Below are 17,219 nucleotides of genomic sequence, written 5' to 3' on the forward strand. Positions count from 1 at the left end.
CACGTCCTGTGGCATTGGCGACATTAGCACATCCTATGCGTCGACGTGTGCGATCTTAGTAGAAGTTCATTAAAATGAGCTGAACGTCTTATGTCTTCCCTTTCGACTCCGGGCCGCAGGTGACCCTGCGCGAAAGCTCCAGAACCTGTCGCGGCTGACCAGGGCGCTTGCTTTTCTTACTCTTCATATTCTTCAATTGTCCAAGAATGTTCAAATTCCACACAGCCTTTTAATGTCTGTGCTACCGGGCATTTTGTTTCAAATACGTTTAACACCCGTTCGGCTGCTTCTCGTTTGCCTTTAGGAATTTTAAGGTCATAATGGCACTGGATTTTCGTAATTTTTAGGACGCCTTCCGGAGCTTCAATAGTACCTTGCACAGTTGTTTTGACTTTGTCCGGGTAAGGTGGGATTTGACGCGCATACAGCGCGCCGGATAATGTTCCGGTTAGTCAGCCGCCTGCTGAAGCGACGATGTGGTCCAAAGTTGAAGGGTATTCCGTTTCCGGTTCGACTCCGTAAAATTCTTTCACTCCGCCATGAACCCCGTAATGAAACGGTTCTTCAAAACCGTCTATGTACGCCAGTCTGTGGGGCGGTTTGTCTTGTTCAATCGTGATCTTTGTAAGCGCAATTGGATCCGACATAAGATACCCCCTTAAAATTAAACTATTATTTTAGATACCCGTCTTTTTTTATTTTTAAACATCAGAATGGTATGATTAATTTTAAAAGGTTAAAAAAGGAGGAGGAAGAAAGATGTCATCTTCATATTCCATACAACACTTGGCTGCAGGGCGTCCACAGCTTATGATGTACCAAAACGGTAAAGTCATGAAAACAGGCATACAAAAACAAAGTGTAGAAGAAATATATGCAGCCGAACACGGAATAGAAAATGATGATGTGGCCGATAAAAAAAATCACGGCGGGACCGACCGTGCAGTTTGTATTTATCCGTATGATCATTATTCCAAATGGGAAAATGAATTTAATGCGACGCTTGCTGATGCAGCATTTGGGGAAAATATAACCGCTTGTAACATGACAGAAGAAAAGGTATGCATAGGGGATACCTATAAAATAGGAGACGCCATCATCCAGGTGACACAGGGCCGCATTCCATGTGACACCATCAGCAGACGGACAAATATACCAAATCTTTTATCTAGAGTAGTGGAAACGGGCAATACAGGCTTTTTATGCCGGGTCTTAAAAGAAGGGACCATAAGAAAAACAGATCCCATTGAACTCGTAGAACAGCATCCAAATCAAGTTACCGTGGCTTTTTCTCTTCATACGTTTTTTCACAACTCTAAAGATCTCGAAGCCATGAAAAAAATAGCAGCAGTCGATGCTTTAGCGAATTCCTGGTGGGAAAAACTGGAGAAACGAATTAGCCTGTTATCGAACTGAGCGGTTTCTGTGGAGAATCGCGTTTAGTTCTCCGCCGACAACAAGAGCAAGACCAGTCAAAAAGAGCCAAAGCATAAGGACAATAACGCCGCCGAGGCTGCCATACATATCGGAGTAATTTCCAAAGTTATTTACATAAAAAGAGAAACCAAGCGATACGGCCTGCCATATAATGGTTGCTGTAATGGCCCCAGGGAGGACATGCTTAAATGTAATTTTTTTATTAGGGGCAAAGTAGTAAAGACAACATAGAATGGTGATCATAACGAAAACCGTAATAATCCAGCGAACGATTTTCAATAGTGACTCGGTTTCAGCTGGCATGAATACATAATGAGAAACGGCATTAAAAATCACTTCGCCAAAAATAAAAAGAGCAAAAATAATAAGAAAGGTTACCATCATACCGATGGTTAAGAAAATAGACAACAATCTTCCTTTAATAAAAGATCTTGGGTTTTCTACGTTGAACGCTTCATTCATAGCTCTGATGAAAGCGTTCATTCCAGTAGAAGCCGACCAAATCGTGCCTGCGATCCCGAAGGTAAGCAAGCCGCTGTTGGAATCGCTGACTATGTTTAACACATTTTCTTCTATCATAAGAGCGGTATCGCGGGGCAGGGCGGTTTCTACAAACATCATTACTCTTTGGCCGTCCATGGATAAATGAGGAAGAATAGATAAAAATAAGATCATCATCGGAAAAAGAGCAAGCATATAATAAAATGCCTGTTCAGCTGCTAGTCCTGTTGCTCTGTCATCTATCATTTCCTGTTTTAGCGTTTGACCAAAAGAAAAAATTTGATTGATTTTCATGTCTAATCTTTCCCCTCTATATTCGTCAGCTTCCTTGGTTCTTTATACTACTTTTTTTCCCATTATTTTGCATTAAAAACCTTTTAAGTCTTAAATTAACGCTCATAACCACATGAAGAGAGGAAAAAGTAAACGCAAGGAGGGAGAACTATGTCTGATAAAAGAGAACAGCCAGAGCGCATAAAACCACAACCAGAAATCGAGCAGCCAAATGTAAGGGAAATTAATGAAGAGACACCTCATCCGGGTACAGCAATGGTAGAAAATCATGCGGAGCAGCTTCGCTATAAAAACGCAGACAGCATATATGAATAATGACAGCATGAGCTTTCCTTTGGCAGGGGAAGCTCTTTTTTGAACTTTGTAATGTTTGATTTTGTTAAAGGATCAAAAAATAAGAAATCACCAATGGCAGCCTTTCATGCAGAAGCACGGGAATATGAAAATAAGTAACGCTGCTGCATAGACATAACCCAAAAATACTCGTTTAAGAAATGCACAAGCGCTCTGCTCACGAGCGACAAGTCCCGGAGGATCGGCATATGGAAAGCTGGTCTTTGTTTTCCATTGACGAACCGAAGGAAACTCGAGCGAGTAGGCGCTTGCGCTAGACATGTAAAACGCCAATTATTTATAATTTCTTACCTATTAAAAAAGAATCTTTACAGTTCAAAAATTCTGATTGTTATGATAACTTAAGATTATGACTAGAAAGGGAGTGAAAAAGTGGCATCGTTTAATGCAGAAGCTATTACGGTAGAAAATGAATCGGCTGCAATGGAATTATATTACCGGAAAGGCTGGACTGACGGATTACCAGTCGTCCCTCCAACAGAAGAAAGAATTCAAGCGATGTTAGATTTTGTCGGCATGAAAAAAGACACCGTCATTGGTTCCATTCCTGAACGCGGACGTGTGTTTACGGCAGAAGCAGCAGCGATTAATGCAGTGATGGCAGGCTGCTTACCCGATTATTTTCCGGTAGTGGTTACGGCTGTTTCAGCGATGAGTGATCCAGACTTCGGATTACATGGCCCAACGGCAAGTACAGCCGGCGCTGCGATTTTAATCATTGTGAATGGACCTATTTCTAAAACGCTTGCGGTGAATTCTGGAGAAAATCTATTCGGACCAGGAAACCGTGCGAACGCGACCATAGGACGAGCGGTTCGATTACTTATGATAAATGCGGGCGGATCTAAAGAGTTTGACCGGGCCACTTTAGGGCACCCAGGTAAGTTTACGTACTGTATAGCAGAAAATGAAGATACGGAGTGGGAACCTTTGCATGTTGAAAAGGGGTTTGCCAAAGAAGATAGTACCGTAACCGTGTTTGCGGCAGAAGGACCAAATCAAATGAACAACCATTCTTCTTTGCGGCCAGAAAATATTTTACTTACCTTAGCAGACCGAATGACCGGTCTTGGCACTTTTAATATGGGCGGAAAAACCGAAATGGGAGTGGTGATTTGCCCAGAGCATTACAGAGATTTAAACAAACAAGGATGGAATAAAGCATCTGTGCGCCGTTTTCTCTATGAACATGCAAAACGGCCGCTAAGTGATTTAAAAAAAGGCGGTTATATAGAGGCGCCAATGGAAAAACAAGATGAAAAAACAATGGTACATGCCGTGCCTTCTCCAGAAAGCATTCTTTTGCTGACAGCAGGAGGGGAAGCCGGCCGCTTTTCAGCTTGCATTCCAGGCTGGTTCGGCGCTAACATTTCGCGAGCTGTCACAAAATCAATTCTGACAGAAACAGGTTTCACCTGACAATGCTGATACTAGTCAATCGGTGATTGGCTCAAATTGAATCGAAAGCCAGAGGAGTGATTTGATGAGCATTACCGTCTATAATCCAACTAAGAGCCCAGTGCCAGAACAAGCACAAACAGCACTGAGACCTACTTCACTAGAAAACAAGACGTTAGGCTTAATTGATAATGGTAAACGAAATGCAGACACCATTTTACAATATATTGGCAGGCGTTTAAAAGAACATTTTCAGTTAAAAGAAATAATAACAGTAAAAAAGTCATCGTTTTCTCATGCCATCCCAGGTAGGGAAGCAGACCAGTTGAAAAGGCAATGCGATTTTGTTATTTCTGGGATTGGTGATTGAGGTTCCTGCAGCTCGGGCAGTTTGCTCGATGGAATCGTGATGGAGAAAAAACACGTACCTGCAGCAGTCATCGTAACCGAACCTTTTATCAGCTCAGGAAAAGCGATGGCCACAGCTCACGGTTTACCTGATTACTCTTTTGCTGTCATTGCGCATCCGATCGCAGCTACAAAAGTGGAAACGCTTGAAAATTGGGCGGAAGATGCAGTAAATGAAGTGGCTGAACTGTTGACAGCTCAAAAGACAGCACCTCGGTCCTAACGATCACACACTCTCTCTGTAAAAAACGTTTATTAGCTTAGTTTTAAAATAAGCAAATGGGGAAAGGTAACAACAAATGCAGAGAGAGAGGATGATACAAATGATTAGAACGATTTTAATGATTATTGGATTAGTAGTGGTAGTTAGTGCCATTATAAATTGGGCATTTTAGTACGAACTCTTGTACTTTTTATAATTCATAAATAAATAGCACAAGTACTGCAGAGGGTTCGTCATTTAAATGAATAGGAAAAACGGAGAAGTATTTATATCCTTAGCTATAAAGAAGAGGCCGCCAGGGAAGCGGCCTCTAAACCTTTAATGATGATCTTTTTTTTCAAATGTTTTACAGTCGGTTTCATGCTCTGTAGAAGCTTTTTCACCACTATGGCTTACTACATAAATTCTATCGGCAGAACAAAGGTTTCCTTCTGCCCAATAATGACAGTTGTTTACTTCACATAGCACATCTTGCGCCATATTTCTTTCCCCCCTTATGTTTACTTTTCGCAAATACAGGGAAAAAGATACGCAGCAAAGGCTGAAAGTTTGTACGTTTATTATGCTTTTCTAGGTCGTTTTTCGTTCAAGCATAAATTGTTCGAACGCCAGCTGTGCTTTTTTAGCAAGGCTGATATTCGCACCAACGTTTAAACACTCTTCTATAAATTCAGGGTCTTCGTCTCGGCATGGCAGTCCCTGTGAATGCAGGCGCCAATGGACAAGCTCATGTAATAGAGACTTTAATACACCTTCTTTGGAACGTATTGCATTACGCTTGGTGCTCATTCGAATAATACGTTCTCCGGTGCCGCGGTCATAAATAAATACGGCATTTTGTACACTCCAGTTGGTATGTACAAGCTCAATCTGGTCGTTGTACTCCACTCCCCATTGCTTTAAACACATGTCATTTGCCGCCCCGTACAACTCTTCTAATGTGAAGTTACCACTTTCCACTTATCTCTTCCTTTTCTAAAAAAATCTATACCAGTTTATGGTACCATAATTCAAAATAATGAACATCAATATGAAAAAATTTATTTCCTAACATTTTGAATGATTCATCCATGCTAAAATGTTATATGTTCTTATCAGTGTGAAAAAAAGCAGGCTTCTGTTCGCAACAAGAACAAAAGCCTGCTCTTTTATCTTATACAAATTTTCCGTGATCTGGCACAGCTATGTCGTCAAAGCGGCTGACTAAGGTTTCTAACGCATGTTTTAATTCTTTTCCTTCCATTGGAAGTCCATGCCCTGTAACAGCAGCTTCTGGGTCGAGATTTTTTAATTGTTCAACAGAAGAGCGGGCTGCTTCCCAATCCGTGGTAAGATAGCGGGGCGGTCCGCTGATTTCTTTTTCTTGCATCATTACTTTATACAAATATTCTTGTTTGACGGTAACAAATGCATCACCAGCAATCAGTGTACGATCTTCTTCATGGAATAAAGAAATGTGCCCAGGTGTGTGACCCGGCGTGTGAATCCAGCGCCATCCCTCCATTTCAGGGACAGTGCCATCTGCAGGAAGTGTTTGTACGTTGTCTCCTAGATCAATCCCTTCATTTGGAAACATACGTGATAATTTAGCAACAAGACCTCCCTCAACACTCGTATCAGGCTCTGGATAATTCTTCGCGCCTGTAAGAAAAGGCATTTCCTGTTCATGAGCATAAACAGGAATTTTCCATTCTTCAGCTAATTCTTCAACTGCTCCCACATGATCAAAGTGGCCGTGTGTCAAAATAATAGCTTGCGGGGAATGATTTTTTCCGAAATGCTCACGAGCTGTTTCTTTAATAATATCAGCAGATTTAGGCATACCGGCATCAATTAAAACCCATTCATTTCGCCGGCCTGGAAGCTCATAAAGGCAAAGGTTTACCACCTGGTTTGTATAACAGAACAGATGGTCTGCCACTGTCTGCCCTAATCCATTCGTAACCGAAGTGACAGGAATCAGTCTGTCTTCCATCGTCATACCTCCTAGAAAAAATAACTAGCTATGGTTTACCTTTTACATTTCTCTTATGGAATAAACAAAATGAAAACAAAATTCGGCATAAAAAACGATCGGTGAGACAAAGTAAAGATATGTTTTAAAAAGGAGTGAGTGTTGTTGGGTAAAAGAAAGTGGACGAATTTTTTCGTCATCATGCTTGCTGCCGGAACGTTATTTAGTTACTCTGAACAGGCAGAGGCGTATGGCATTCATGCCGAGCTGAAAAACGTTGACCTGACGGAGGAACAAAAAGAGGAGCTTTCTACTTTGCACAAAGATATTATTGAAAAGAAAAAAGAGCTCGTAGACAAATATGTAGAATTCGGTATGATCCCAGAAAACAAAAAAGAAAAAATAAAAACGCATCTTGATGATCGTTTTAACAGGCTTGTGGAAAATAATTTTCAGCCTTTACGGGAGAGAAGGTTTCATTAAATAGGAGAATGTAATATTCGTTTTGTAAAATTAAACTTTTAAAAGTAAAGGCAGATAAAAGCAGAGGTCTCTTGCTTTTATCTGCCTTCTTTAGGTTTTCTTCGATTCTAATGGCACCATTCCTATCTTTTTTTGAATGTTATTAATTCTGTATTTTTCTCTGCGGTTTGTTTATTGATAGTTATCGGAAGAATAAAACGAATTTGTTGTTTTATTGTAAAACAACTGTCATAGCTGGGCCATAGCCATTTCTAATGTATTTTTCCAAAATATAAATTTATGTAGAAGAATAAAGTACACCACGAAATATTTGTGATGTACCTTGCATAAATTATGATGGCTGCTGCAATCGACTACCCTCATCCAGTGCTGCCTGTGCTTCTGCTTCGCGCTTTATCAAGACGGTAAAAGCGCTCGAATATTTTCTATTGCTCGTCAGCAAGGCGCTTGCGCTTTTCTTAAAAGGTAAGAAAATATAAATAATTGGCGTTTTGCATGACTAGCGCAAGCGCCTACTCGCTCGAGATTCCTTCGGTTCGTCAATGGAAAGCAAAGATCAGCTTTCCATATGCCGACCCTCCAGGACTTGTCGCTCGTGAGCAAGGCGCTTGCGCTTTTCTTATAAGCAGGACAGGACTGTTTTTTATAGAATACTTAAAAGAGTAAAGAAAGGAGTGCTGATTGATGAAAAGTATTCACCCGTACATAATGGTAGAAAATTGCAAAGAAGCAATGGAATTTTACGAAGAGGCTTTAGGCGGTGAAATAAAAAACGTACAGGCTTCAGAAGAACATGGCGGGAAATATATGCACGCAGAACTTCATATGAATGATCAAATCATTCATTTCTCAGATGTCTTCCAAGATTATGGAAAGATAACCCAGGGAAATAGTGTTTATGTATTACTAGAATTTGAAGAAAAAGAGGAAATAAAAAAAGTATATGAATCCCTTCAAGTAGGAGCAGAAGTAGGGGTGGAGCTGCAAGAAACGTTTTGGGGAGCGCTTCATGCTAACTTAATTGATAAATACGGAATTGGCTGGATGCTTAATTGCCAGTTGTAAGGGGGCCATTATGGCATACCGTAAAAAAAAACCTGCCTTAGGTTTCTTTGGATCTTTTCTTTTATGCGGCTGGGGAACATATCGTCTGCTTACAGAATCCTTTGACTCCTACACATGGCTTATACCACTTATTATTGCTGTAACAGGCGGCATCGGTGTTGCGGGAAATGCTGTAAATTATTTCCGCTCAAAAGGAAGTGAATCCAGCTAGTAGGTAGACGGAGACCTATATCTCCGTCTTTTGGTTATGAGAAACCATTAGGTGGATTTTGTTGGAGAAGTTCATTATCTTGTAAATCAAATGCATCTAGAGTCATTCCAAAAGTACCAGCGCTGCTATTATAGCCTACTGGAAATTCAGTATCTACCGTATCTCCAGGACGCTGCCCATAACCGTTAGGAAAGAATGCTGTATTGGAATAGACCTGAATTTGGTTTTCAGACGGTATATTATTTCCACCTCCGCCGCCAGCAAAATAAACTGCCAGTCGGGTTGGGTCATTGTTTTCAAAGTAATTGTTTTGGATTAATAGTTCTTCTACTAAAGAATAGTCCACGCGAGTTGTTAAAATAATACTGCTTCCGGAATTTGTTTCATGATCAATGTTGTTATCCTCAATAAATAAACTAGTAGGTCCTTCTAATATACTGTAAAAGTTGACAAACTGATTAAAACTTCTCATCGTGTTGCCGGCGACATTGATTGTTCCAGAGACTGTATAGGAAACAATATTAGGTTCGAAGATAACAGCTCCTACACTCGTACTGTTTCCTTCGAACGTATTATTTAATACATTTGTAGTTCCCCTTACCATTTGAAAACGAAGACTTTGCGTATTTATAGCATTATGCACAAATTCATTTTCTTCAATGGTGAGGTTCTCAGCCCAAAAATAACCGCTTCGGGTTGTTCCTTCTACAATATTAGAACTAATTGTAATATTTTCATAGAGATTATTAAGTGCTCGTAATGGCACTCTAATAATAGCATTATCCCCGGTGACAGCTCTGTTGCTGATTAAATGCAAACCATTGACAGTCACATTATCTGATTCAATAAGCAGTGCATTAGCATTCGTTGAAGGATCAAATATCACTTGAGGAGTGGACTCTGCTGACGACCCGTCTAATATTATGGATTGATTAATAACGAGCTGAGAGTCAATATTATACACTCCTTCTAAAACATGAACAGTACCTCCTTCAGCTGCAGCATTCATGCCTTCTTCGATCGTCCCAAATGGATTTTCTCTTGTACCATTTCCTCCTTCAGCCCCTGCCTGTACATAAATATTGAAAGGATCAGAACTAATTTGAGCAACAGCGTTTAAAGACATATTAGTGACATTTAGAGTATTTATATTAGCTGTGGTTACAGCAGTAAGTTGGACTTGATAAACATGGGTTCCCGGTGGAGGTGTATCGACCCAGCTTATCGCAGGAGTATAGGTGTCGTTTGCTGTGGTATTTGTGCTGAATTCTCTAAAACGATTAATCTCTGAACTTGTCAGTGTCTCTGGAGCATCACCTAATCTCTCTAACGCATAGGAAATCTCCAACGAATGACTAGTTGTATTAGCTGTCTCGAAATATATTCTTGCAAATGAATCTAATTTAATACTTTCCCCTTCTAAGGTGGTTAAAGGAGGCAGTTCTAAAGTTGTTGTTGTACCTGCAGGAAGAAGGGATACACTCTCGTTGGATTCATCGGAGAACAAACTAGCCCCTTCTCCTGGAGGTCCTTGCTCGCCTTGGATTCCCTGTACGCCTTGAGGTCCTTGCTCGCCTTGAGGCCCCTGTACGCCTTGGGGGCCTTGCTCACCTTGAGGTCCTGGTTCTCCTTGAGGACCCGGAGGCCCTTGAGGCCCTTGAGGTCCAGGGGGGCCAGGAGGACCAGCATAATTAGGTGGAAAAAAATCACAGCTTTGGGGAGCTGTACGTCTATTTAAAGAACGTGTGTTTAGATTTGAACGGGTCTTTTTTCTTAAAGGAATTGACCTTAACCGTGTTTGTCTATTAAGTGGACGATAACCTTTCATAAATAACATCCTTTTTTGTACTTTAGTAATGTTTAACTTTGTTAAAGGATCAAAGTTTAAGCAAAACTACGACTTCCACCAAGGACTCGGCGGCAAGCCGAGTTTTTCTACTTGTTGTATGCTTGTTTTACTTAATAACATATTAAATTCTTAATAATATTGATTGGATTATTGAAATAATCACAAACCTATTTTGCTGTCTCCAATAGAAAAATGGTCAATAGCTGGCTTTCAGAAATTGTACCATTGATCGTGCTTCTATCATCAGCATGATGGAGTGCTATCTAATAGCGAAGCGGCTTCTGCAAACCGAGCCCAAAACAGAAAGCAAATCCTCCAAGACAAAAAAGAGAAGAGGAGTTCATTCCTCTTCTCCGTCTATTTGCAGCACATATTCGATCAGGGCATTTTGTTCTTCTTTTGAAAACCCGCGTTTTTCATCGGCCCAAAAAGCATGACCGCTTCCCTCTATATTTAATGTTCTTAACTCGCTTGAAGAATGATTGGCATCCACTACTTGCTGACGTAGTGACTCATCAACTAAAGCCTGCATGCTGTTATATGGGTCTGGTCTTTTACCTTTATGAAATGTACCAGGTATGCCAAGGTCCGTATTTTTGTCTCGTCCAACAGCCACCCCGCCATCATGTAGATATGGAGCCTGCCAGTAAACTCCAGCCAGACCTTTTACCTTATAACCGCCATCCGAATCATTATGAGCAAAGGCTAATTCCACATCTTTTTGTGAAAAATTGTCAGATGGTATGTTTAATTTTTTCGCTGCGGTCGGCACGGGAACGGGGGTGTCTGGTGAATAAATCGATGCCTTGTCCCACACCTTTTGTGTCCCGGCTAATGCTTTTGCTCTAGATGGGTTCGTTCCTGCTTCTTTGGCGGGGATGATTTTATTATTCGTTTTATAACGTCCTGCATGGCATTTTATGCAGCCTGCGTCTTCAAATACTTTTCTTCCCTGGGCGATCGTTTGTGCGTCGGTGTCTCTGTTTGGCTTTGGCGGGACGAGCGTATTTTGAAAGGCAGACACGGCACTGTTTTGTTCATTAACCCGGTAACCTGGACTTGAAACGACTAAGCCATCTGGAGCAGCAAGTGTCACATTTGGGAAAGTCGGGAGTTTCACTAGATCATTTACTCCGGGCGTGTCAGGATGCGGTGCTGCTTTTTTTAAAAATTCACTAGGTTTCTCTCCTGAATCGGGACGGTACCGGAAGTTTTTGTTGGCCGCGCGCTGAAGAATCGTCCCAATATAGACTTCTTTATCGATATCAAACATCCCTTTACTAATAGAAGATTGAGCCAGGGAGTCTGCACCTTGCGCATGTACATTATTGCTAAGGGTCGTTAAGCCGTTAAATGCACCGGCCATTCCCATTCCGCTCCAACTGTATGGATGATCGCCAAAAGTAAAAGAATCGCCGACTTGTGTAGGATTGGCTTCTTGGTCAATCGTTGCATCAAAAAAGCCAGGCGGCCAGCTCATCAACGTTTTTTCTACATCTTTTTCAAGCTGATCGGGATCGGGTAACGATTCCGTTTTTCCATCCGAATTTTCAATAGAACGACTAGAAGCTGTTATGTAGGCTTCAAGGTTTTTTTTCTCGGTGTGAGTAAAATAAGCTGCGGAATTGCTTGCCATCGCCATTAAAAGACCGACATTAAAATTTGTATTCGTAGCTCCTTCTACCACTTTCCCGGTTGTCGTTTCAACTTGGGCATGGCAGGCTGCACAGGTGACTCCTGCTTTCAATTTTCCACGGTCCAGCGTTACAGGCATACCAAGCGGCACGATCGATCCTTTTGGTACAGCAAGCCCTGTGTCTATTTTTTCTCCTTTTTTAAATGTTTCATCTCCTACTTTCACTGTTTCACTTAATTCTACCTGCAAGTTGTTTGTTCCTTTTCCTCTTAAAGCAAGTGCTGCTTTCGAAATATTCCAGATCGATATAGGACCGTCTAGTATCCCCATCACATCTGTAAGAAACACTTCATTACCAAATGTTTCTTCATAAAACACCTCACGTCCGAGCTCAAGAAAGTCGTTGTCCACTTTCACTGCACCTTCTTCAGGGGATAGTTTCTTTTTCCCCTCGACAGATGCACGAAGCGTGTCTGCTTCTTTTTCTGAAATGCTTTCTCCCCAGACGTTATACGCTTCTTCCGGCCTGCCGTTTTTATAAATTTCTTCATTATTAAGTACTTTATCGAACGAGGGTGTATAAGCAAACCGATAATGCCCTGTGAAAAAAGCAGTAACTCCTCCAAGGAGGAAGATGATAAAAACAACCCCAAAAGTCCAAAGAATAAACTTTTTCCGCATCTATGATTCACCTCGTTTTTAAGAGTGCCCAACTTACGTTTTCTTATTTGAAAATGAGTTAAGTTATATGTCACAAAAGGTTAATATAAACAAAAGTTTAACAATATATTAATATGGTTAAAGAAAGATAGCTGCTAACAATCCATGCAGGAAAGGATGATTGGAATGGACAAAGAAATCTATCATTTTATTCAGAACGTAGATGTGGACCAAAGAGATGACAAAGTATTTTCACCGGCTGAGATTAATGAAGAGCTGTTTGACAATGAAAAACCACTTGAAGACGTCCTAGCCTCGCTAGAAAAGCTTGCCGAAGAAGGAAAAATAGCAAGAACAGAAGGAACGACGCAAGACGGTTATAAAGGACAGCTGTTCACGAATAAAACGTAATAAACTGGACTGAAAAGGAAAGAGGCATCCTTGTCCATTTCATGACAAAGGTGCCTTTTTTTTATAAAGGTAAGAAATTATAAATAGTTGGCGTTTTTTATGTCTAGCTTCAGCGCCCAGCCGCTCAGGCGCACACGATAGAGAGGAACTTTTGCTAAAACCGCGACGTCCTGTCGCAACGCAAAAGTCAACACCTCCTGTGCAAGCCCGTTCAGCGTTGTCACAGGACGTACTTCCACACGATGTGGTGACTTCTACGTTGCACACTCGTCGCCAAAAACGCCACGTCCTGTGGCATTGGCGACATTAGCACATCCTATGCGTCGACGTGTGCGATTTTAGTAGAAGTTCATTAAAATAAGCTGAACCTCTTATGTCTTCCCTTTCGACTCCGGGCCGCAGGCGACCCTGCGCGAAAGCTCCAGAACCTGTCGCGGGCTCCCAGGATGGGAGTCAGTTCGGCGTTGTCACAGGACGTGACGCTTGTAGCCGAACTTCCTTCTTTTAAGGCGCTTGCGCTTTTCTTATACCACTTTCGCCATAAGGATCTCGGCCAGCAGGTGGAGTTTTTTTAAATGCGGCTGCCAAAACCTGATATAATCGCACATAGAATGTTTCAAATGGAAAAAAATTCTAGAATAATTGAGATTTTCACATACTTTTTCATATAAATAAGCAGATATTTCATCAATAGTTTATAGTGAAGAGTTGATGGGTGTGATATAATTCTGAAAGTCAACTAAATAAAGATGTTTTTTTTATTATATTTATTAAGTAAAAGTAAACAAGACGTAAAGAATCTCATATAATTTGATTTTCTAGTTTCTAATGTAGCTAGGAGGGCTTAAAATGAAAAAAGTTATCACTTATGGAACATTTGATTTACTGCATTGGGGTCATATTAATATACTAAAACGCGCAAAGGCCTTAGGAGATTATCTCATTGTAGCTATTTCAACAGATGAGTTTAACGCATTGAAAAATAAGAAAGCATATTATTCATATGAACAGAGAAAAATGATTCTAGAAGCAGTCCGCTATGTAGATGAAGTTATTCCTGAAGAAAAGTGGGAACAAAAGGTAGAAGACATCTTTGATCATAAAGTAGATGCTCTCGTTATGGGAGATGATTGGAAAGGAAAATTCGACTACCTTAAGCCTTATTGTGAAGTCATTTATTTACCAAGAACCGCTAATATTTCTACAACCAAAATCAAAAAAGAACTGCTTCTTGCAAATGCTTATTAGAAAAAGAGAGGGTTTTACTCTCTTTTTTCTTTTTTGTTTCAATGAAAAAAAACGTATATAATAGATCAGGCAATATATCGTTATAACTTTTTGAAGCAGAAGGGTATTGAATGAAATGAAAAAACGATTTAAAAAACTAAAGAAAAAATTCAAAAAAACATTTACAAAAAAGTGGAAAAAGGCAAAGAAATCTAAAAAGGTCCGCCGCTTTTACAGCGGAGTCTCTAATCTTGTCGGACGTCTGCCGAAGAAGGAAAATATTATCGTATTTGAAAGCTTTTTAGGCAAACAATACAGCTGCAACCCTAGAGCGATTTATGAAACACTTAAAGAACAAGACAGGAACTTTATTTATTATTGGAGTATCGATCATCGTTTTAAATCACGCTTTGATGAGCATGGGGTGCGTACGATTACCCGCTTTTCATTGAAATGGTTTATCGTCATGATGCGGGCGAAATACTGGGTGTTCAACAGCAGGCTTCCAAAGTGGATCGCAAAACCGCATGACACGGTGTATTTGCAAACCTGGCATGGTACGCCATTGAAAAAATTGGCGTTAGATATGGAAGAAGTACTGATGCCTGGGACCACAACGGAAATGTATAAGCGGAACTTTGTGGCAGAAGCAAGCAGATGGGATTATCTCGTATCGCCAAATACGTACTCTTCCGAGATTTTTAGAAGAGCCTTTCATTTTGAACAAGACCTGCTGGAAACAGGCTATCCTAGAAATGACTATTTGTTTCATTATACAGAGGAAGATGAGGAAAAAATAAGAGAAAGGCTCGGAATTCCCGACGATAAAAAGATGATTTTATATGCACCAACGTGGCGGGATAATGAGTATCATTTCATCGGAAAGTATAAGTTTGCGGTTCAGATGGACCTTGATCGTATGCGTGAAGAACTTGGTGATGAATATGTCATCGTATTAAGACTGCATTATTTAGTTTCCGATAAACTTAATTCGAAAGACTATGAAGGGTTTGCATTTGACGGCTCCAATTATCCAGACATCCGCGATCTCTATATTATTGGTGATCTGTTAATTACGGACTATTCTTCGGTCATGTTTGATTTTGGCGTTTTAAAAAGGCCGATGATCTTTTATGTGTATGATATTGAAAGCTACCGCGACCAGCTGAGAGGCTTTTATTTTGACTTTGAAAACGAAGCCCCCGGCCCGCTTGTTACGACAACAGAGGAAATCATCGAAGAAGTAAAACAGGCAGACACGATACGAACCAGATTTAAACCGCATGTGGAATGGTTCGAAAATACGTTTCATTCACTAGAAGACGGAGAAGCTTCTAAACGTGTCATCGAGCACGTCTTTGATAAGCAGTGAAGGATATAAAAAGAAGGTATGACGATGAAATCTGTTGGTACGATTATAAAAGAGTTATGGCAGAGCATCTATCTTATTAACCGTCTCGCTCTGTATGAAATTAAGATAAAAAATAACAATAATTATCTCGGTCCGCTTTGGGAGTTAATTACACCAGCCTTTTTTATAGCGATTTATTGGTTCGTGTTTGGGTATGGGATCCGGGATAATGAGGATGTAGACGGCGTTCCTTTTCTCAGCTGGATGATGGCCGGTATTACTATCTGGTTTTTTGTCCAGCCTGCTGTCACACAAGGATCCAAAGCGATTTATACGAAGATCCGCATGGTATCGAAGATGAGTTTTCCTACTAGCGTGATTCCTGCTTATGTTGTCGTATCAAAGCTTTATCCGCATTTTGTCTTATTATTAATAATTATTATTTTTATGCAGTTTTCAGGATACCCGGTGAATATGTATTATTTACAGTTTCCTTATTTTATTTTCAGCATGCTGATTTTAATTATTGCCGTGGTCCTGATTTTTTCCACCGTTACTACGATTATCCGTGATGAGCAAATGTTTATTCAATCGACGATTCGTGTTTTGCTTTATTTAACACCGTTTTTATGGGTAACAGAAGTGCTTCCGGACAACATTCAATCGTTAATGCGGCTTAATCCGCTCTATTATTTAGTAGAAGGATACCGAGCTGCCTTTTTCGGAGAATCATGGTATTTTATTGAGCATTGGCAATATACGCTGTATTTCTGGAGCATTGTAATCGTTCTTTTTGTCATAGGTTCGATGCTGCATATGCGTTTTCGCCGTCATTTTATTGATTTTTTATAAAAGGCTGCAAAGGACGTGTATAGCAGCATATAGAAAATGTAGACGGATGTGATAAAGATGACAAAAGCGATCGTTGCTAAAAATGTGACGAAAAAGTTTAAACTATATAACACCCAATCCGAACGCTTAAAAGACCTTTTGCTTCCGAAAAGTTTCGGAGAAGAATTTTACGCGTTAAGAGATGTTTCTTTTGAAGCAGAAAAAGGCGATATTATTGGATTAGTCGGGGTGAACGGATCAGGGAAATCTACCCTGTCCAATATCATTTCAGGTATTGTTCCAGAAACGAGCGGCGAAATCAGTATTAACGGCGAAACAGCTATTATTGATGTGTCCGCCGGTTTAAACAACAAATTAACCGGCAGAGAAAACATTGAACTAAAATGTTTGATGCTTGGCTTTAATAGAAAAGAAATCAAGAACATGGAACAGGATATTATCGATTTTGCCGAACTTGATAAATTTATTGACCAGCCGGTGAAGTCTTACTCGAAAGGGATGAAATCACGGCTTGGCTTTGCGATCAATGTCAGCATTGACCCCGATATTTTAATTGTTGATGAGGCTTTGTCCGTTGGGGATAAAGCTTTTGCGAAAAAAAGTCTTGAAAAGATGAAAGAATTTAAAGAACGCGGCAAAACCATGTTTTTCGTCAGTCATTCGATTGCACAAATGAAAGAGTTTTGCAATAAAATCATGTGGCTTGAATTTGGCGAAAAGAAAGCTTATGGAGAAATGGAAGACGTGCTCGGAGACTATGAAGCTTTTCTGAAAGAGTATAATAAGTGGTCAAAGAAAAAGAGAAAAGCATTCAGGCAGAAAGGGTTCGAGCGGCAAAGCAAAATCAAAGAATTGGTATGATAACGTGCCCCAGCGTGAGGTGATAGCTGGGGCACTATTTTTGT

At 40.4% G+C, this 17,219-nt stretch carries 23 protein-coding genes; 13 read left to right on the forward strand and 10 right to left on the reverse strand.

The features are described 5' to 3' along the window. Positions 1-176 precede the first annotated feature (176 nt). Positions 177-428, reverse strand: coding sequence for an OsmC family protein (locus tag FZF09_RS08600; protein WP_370514440.1), 252 nt, complete (start codon positions 426-428; stop codon positions 177-179). Positions 429-452: 24 nt separating this feature from the next. Beyond that, complete coding sequence (locus FZF09_RS08605; RefSeq protein ID WP_091585069.1) at positions 453-647, reverse strand: hypothetical protein; 195 nt, start codon at positions 645-647, stop codon at positions 453-455. Between the two features lie 112 nt (positions 648-759). Here FZF09_RS08605 and FZF09_RS08610 point away from each other — a divergent pair, with 112 nt between their 5' ends. Beyond that, complete coding sequence (locus FZF09_RS08610) at positions 760-1,416, forward strand: MOSC domain-containing protein (protein WP_158736175.1); 657 nt, start codon at positions 760-762, stop codon at positions 1,414-1,416. Here the strand turns inward: FZF09_RS08610 and FZF09_RS08615 are convergent. Further along, positions 1,405-2,232 carry a YihY/virulence factor BrkB family protein gene (locus FZF09_RS08615; protein WP_233269452.1) on the reverse strand — a complete coding sequence of 276 codons (828 nt, stop codon included), beginning with the start codon at positions 2,230-2,232 and terminating at the stop codon, positions 1,405-1,407. The two genes, FZF09_RS08610 and FZF09_RS08615, sit on opposite strands and share 12 nt — an antisense overlap. Before the next feature lie 150 nt (positions 2,233-2,382). On the opposite strand from FZF09_RS08615, the gene FZF09_RS08620 reads away from it, so the two are divergent. Next, a complete protein-coding gene (locus tag FZF09_RS08620; RefSeq protein ID WP_158736176.1) occupies positions 2,383-2,547 on the forward strand; it encodes a hypothetical protein in 165 nt (54 codons plus the stop codon). An 87-nt stretch (positions 2,548-2,634) separates the two neighbouring features. On the opposite strand, the gene FZF09_RS08625 is transcribed toward FZF09_RS08620, so the two are convergent. Further along, on the reverse strand, positions 2,635-2,847 hold the full coding sequence (locus tag FZF09_RS08625; protein ID WP_158736177.1) for a hypothetical protein: 213 nt from the start codon (positions 2,845-2,847) through the stop codon (positions 2,635-2,637). A gap of 111 nt (positions 2,848-2,958) precedes the next feature. On the opposite strand from FZF09_RS08625, the gene FZF09_RS08630 reads away from it, so the two are divergent. Then, positions 2,959-4,005 carry a hypothetical protein gene (locus tag FZF09_RS08630; protein ID WP_158736178.1) on the forward strand — a complete coding sequence of 349 codons (1,047 nt, stop codon included), beginning with the start codon at positions 2,959-2,961 and terminating at the stop codon, positions 4,003-4,005. A 64-nt stretch (positions 4,006-4,069) separates the two neighbouring features. Then, the gene (locus FZF09_RS23225; RefSeq protein ID WP_304503059.1) at positions 4,070-4,615 is read left to right on the forward strand and encodes a UGSC family (seleno)protein; all 546 of its coding nucleotides are present in this window, start codon (positions 4,070-4,072) and stop codon (positions 4,613-4,615) included. Positions 4,616-4,933: 318 nt separating this feature from the next. Here the strand turns inward: FZF09_RS23225 and FZF09_RS08645 are convergent, their stop codons facing one another. The 3 genes from FZF09_RS08645 to FZF09_RS08655 form a co-directional block, all read right to left on the reverse strand. Then, positions 4,934-5,095, reverse strand: a complete 162-nt coding sequence (locus tag FZF09_RS08645) for a DUF1540 domain-containing protein (RefSeq protein ID WP_158736181.1) — start codon at positions 5,093-5,095, stop codon at positions 4,934-4,936. 90 nt (positions 5,096-5,185) lie between these two features. Beyond that, positions 5,186-5,575 carry a hypothetical protein gene (locus tag FZF09_RS08650; protein WP_233269453.1) on the reverse strand — a complete coding sequence of 130 codons (390 nt, stop codon included), beginning with the start codon at positions 5,573-5,575 and terminating at the stop codon, positions 5,186-5,188. A gap of 193 nt (positions 5,576-5,768) precedes the next feature. Further along, on the reverse strand, positions 5,769-6,596 hold the full coding sequence (locus FZF09_RS08655) for an MBL fold metallo-hydrolase (RefSeq protein WP_158736182.1): 828 nt from the start codon (positions 6,594-6,596) through the stop codon (positions 5,769-5,771). 138 nt (positions 6,597-6,734) lie between these two features. Between FZF09_RS08655 and FZF09_RS08660 the strand changes: the two genes are divergently transcribed. The 4 genes from FZF09_RS08660 (at position 6,735) to FZF09_RS08675 (ending at position 8,328) form a co-directional block, all read left to right on the forward strand. Continuing rightward, positions 6,735-7,052 carry a YckD family protein gene (locus FZF09_RS08660; RefSeq protein WP_158736183.1) on the forward strand — a complete coding sequence of 106 codons (318 nt, stop codon included), beginning with the start codon at positions 6,735-6,737 and terminating at the stop codon, positions 7,050-7,052. Between the two features lie 495 nt (positions 7,053-7,547). Further along, the gene (locus FZF09_RS08665) at positions 7,548-7,718 is read left to right on the forward strand and encodes a hypothetical protein (protein WP_158736184.1); all 171 of its coding nucleotides are present in this window, start codon (positions 7,548-7,550) and stop codon (positions 7,716-7,718) included. 18 nt (positions 7,719-7,736) lie between these two features. Beyond that, a complete protein-coding gene (locus FZF09_RS08670) occupies positions 7,737-8,117 on the forward strand; it encodes a VOC family protein (RefSeq protein WP_158736185.1) in 381 nt (126 codons plus the stop codon). A 10-nt stretch (positions 8,118-8,127) separates the two neighbouring features. Beyond that, positions 8,128-8,328, forward strand: a complete 201-nt coding sequence (locus FZF09_RS08675) for a hypothetical protein (protein WP_158736186.1) — start codon at positions 8,128-8,130, stop codon at positions 8,326-8,328. A 34-nt stretch (positions 8,329-8,362) separates the two neighbouring features. On the opposite strand, the gene FZF09_RS22650 is transcribed toward FZF09_RS08675, so the two are convergent. Beyond that, positions 8,363-10,156, reverse strand: coding sequence for a right-handed parallel beta-helix repeat-containing protein (locus FZF09_RS22650; protein WP_199256765.1), 1,794 nt, complete (start codon positions 10,154-10,156; stop codon positions 8,363-8,365). Between the two features lie 361 nt (positions 10,157-10,517). Beyond that, a complete protein-coding gene (locus FZF09_RS08685) occupies positions 10,518-12,494 on the reverse strand; it encodes an electron transport protein (RefSeq protein WP_158736187.1) in 1,977 nt (658 codons plus the stop codon). A 165-nt stretch (positions 12,495-12,659) separates the two neighbouring features. Here FZF09_RS08685 and FZF09_RS08690 point away from each other — a divergent pair, with 165 nt between their 5' ends. Then, complete coding sequence (locus FZF09_RS08690; protein WP_158736188.1) at positions 12,660-12,884, forward strand: hypothetical protein; 225 nt, start codon at positions 12,660-12,662, stop codon at positions 12,882-12,884. A gap of 77 nt (positions 12,885-12,961) precedes the next feature. On the opposite strand, the gene FZF09_RS08695 is transcribed toward FZF09_RS08690, so the two are convergent. After that, positions 12,962-13,123 (reverse strand): hypothetical protein, encoded by a 162-nt coding sequence (locus FZF09_RS08695; protein WP_158736189.1) that lies wholly within the window; start codon positions 13,121-13,123, stop codon positions 12,962-12,964. 610 nt (positions 13,124-13,733) lie between these two features. Between FZF09_RS08695 and tagD the strand changes: the two genes are divergently transcribed. The 4 genes from tagD to tagH all read left to right on the forward strand — a co-directional run bounded on the left by tagD (position 13,734) and on the right by tagH (position 17,175). Further along, entirely contained in the window at positions 13,734-14,132 is a 399-nt protein-coding gene (gene tagD, locus FZF09_RS08700) for a glycerol-3-phosphate cytidylyltransferase (RefSeq protein WP_158736190.1), read from the forward strand. Between the two features lie 115 nt (positions 14,133-14,247). Next, a complete protein-coding gene (locus tag FZF09_RS08705; protein WP_158736191.1) occupies positions 14,248-15,483 on the forward strand; it encodes a CDP-glycerol glycerophosphotransferase family protein in 1,236 nt (411 codons plus the stop codon). Between the two features lie 24 nt (positions 15,484-15,507). Next, the gene (locus tag FZF09_RS08710) at positions 15,508-16,314 is read left to right on the forward strand and encodes an ABC transporter permease (protein WP_158736192.1); all 807 of its coding nucleotides are present in this window, start codon (positions 15,508-15,510) and stop codon (positions 16,312-16,314) included. Positions 16,315-16,371: 57 nt separating this feature from the next. Next, positions 16,372-17,175, forward strand: coding sequence for a teichoic acids export ABC transporter ATP-binding subunit TagH (tagH, locus tag FZF09_RS08715; RefSeq protein WP_158736193.1), 804 nt, complete (start codon positions 16,372-16,374; stop codon positions 17,173-17,175). Positions 17,176-17,219: the final 44 nt, after the last annotated feature.

This window comes from Alteribacillus sp. YIM 98480 (genome assembly GCF_009765375.1).
Taxonomy (GTDB): Bacteria; Bacillota; Bacilli; order Bacillales; family Marinococcaceae; genus Alteribacillus.

Excerpts from the sequence above, each read along its gene's own strand:
- FZF09_RS08605 (WP_091585069.1), bottom strand. The coding sequence starts at position 647 with ATGTCGGATCCAATTGCGCTTACAAAGATCACGATTGAACAAGACAAA.
- FZF09_RS08610 (WP_158736175.1), top strand. The coding sequence starts at position 760 with ATGTCATCTTCATATTCCATACAACACTTGGCTGCAGGGCGTCCACAG.
- FZF09_RS08615 (WP_233269452.1), bottom strand. The coding sequence starts at position 2,232 with ATGAAAATCAATCAAATTTTTTCTTTTGGTCAAACGCTAAAACAGGAA.
- FZF09_RS08620 (WP_158736176.1), top strand. The coding sequence starts at position 2,383 with ATGTCTGATAAAAGAGAACAGCCAGAGCGCATAAAACCACAACCAGAA.
- FZF09_RS08625 (WP_158736177.1), bottom strand. The coding sequence starts at position 2,847 with ATGTCTAGCGCAAGCGCCTACTCGCTCGAGTTTCCTTCGGTTCGTCAA.
- FZF09_RS08645 (WP_158736181.1), bottom strand. The coding sequence starts at position 5,095 with ATGGCGCAAGATGTGCTATGTGAAGTAAACAACTGTCATTATTGGGCA.
- FZF09_RS08655 (WP_158736182.1), bottom strand. The coding sequence starts at position 6,596 with ATGACGATGGAAGACAGACTGATTCCTGTCACTTCGGTTACGAATGGA.
- FZF09_RS08665 (WP_158736184.1), top strand. The coding sequence starts at position 7,548 with ATGACTAGCGCAAGCGCCTACTCGCTCGAGATTCCTTCGGTTCGTCAA.
- FZF09_RS08670 (WP_158736185.1), top strand. The coding sequence starts at position 7,737 with ATGAAAAGTATTCACCCGTACATAATGGTAGAAAATTGCAAAGAAGCA.
- FZF09_RS08675 (WP_158736186.1), top strand. The coding sequence starts at position 8,128 with ATGGCATACCGTAAAAAAAAACCTGCCTTAGGTTTCTTTGGATCTTTT.
- FZF09_RS22650 (WP_199256765.1), bottom strand. The coding sequence starts at position 10,156 with ATGAAAGGTTATCGTCCACTTAATAGACAAACACGGTTAAGGTCAATT.
- FZF09_RS08685 (WP_158736187.1), bottom strand. The coding sequence starts at position 12,494 with ATGCGGAAAAAGTTTATTCTTTGGACTTTTGGGGTTGTTTTTATCATC.
- FZF09_RS08690 (WP_158736188.1), top strand. The coding sequence starts at position 12,660 with ATGGACAAAGAAATCTATCATTTTATTCAGAACGTAGATGTGGACCAA.
- tagD (WP_158736190.1), top strand. The coding sequence starts at position 13,734 with ATGAAAAAAGTTATCACTTATGGAACATTTGATTTACTGCATTGGGGT.
- FZF09_RS08705 (WP_158736191.1), top strand. The coding sequence starts at position 14,248 with ATGAAAAAACGATTTAAAAAACTAAAGAAAAAATTCAAAAAAACATTT.
- FZF09_RS08710 (WP_158736192.1), top strand. The coding sequence starts at position 15,508 with ATGAAATCTGTTGGTACGATTATAAAAGAGTTATGGCAGAGCATCTAT.
- tagH (WP_158736193.1), top strand. The coding sequence starts at position 16,372 with ATGACAAAAGCGATCGTTGCTAAAAATGTGACGAAAAAGTTTAAACTA.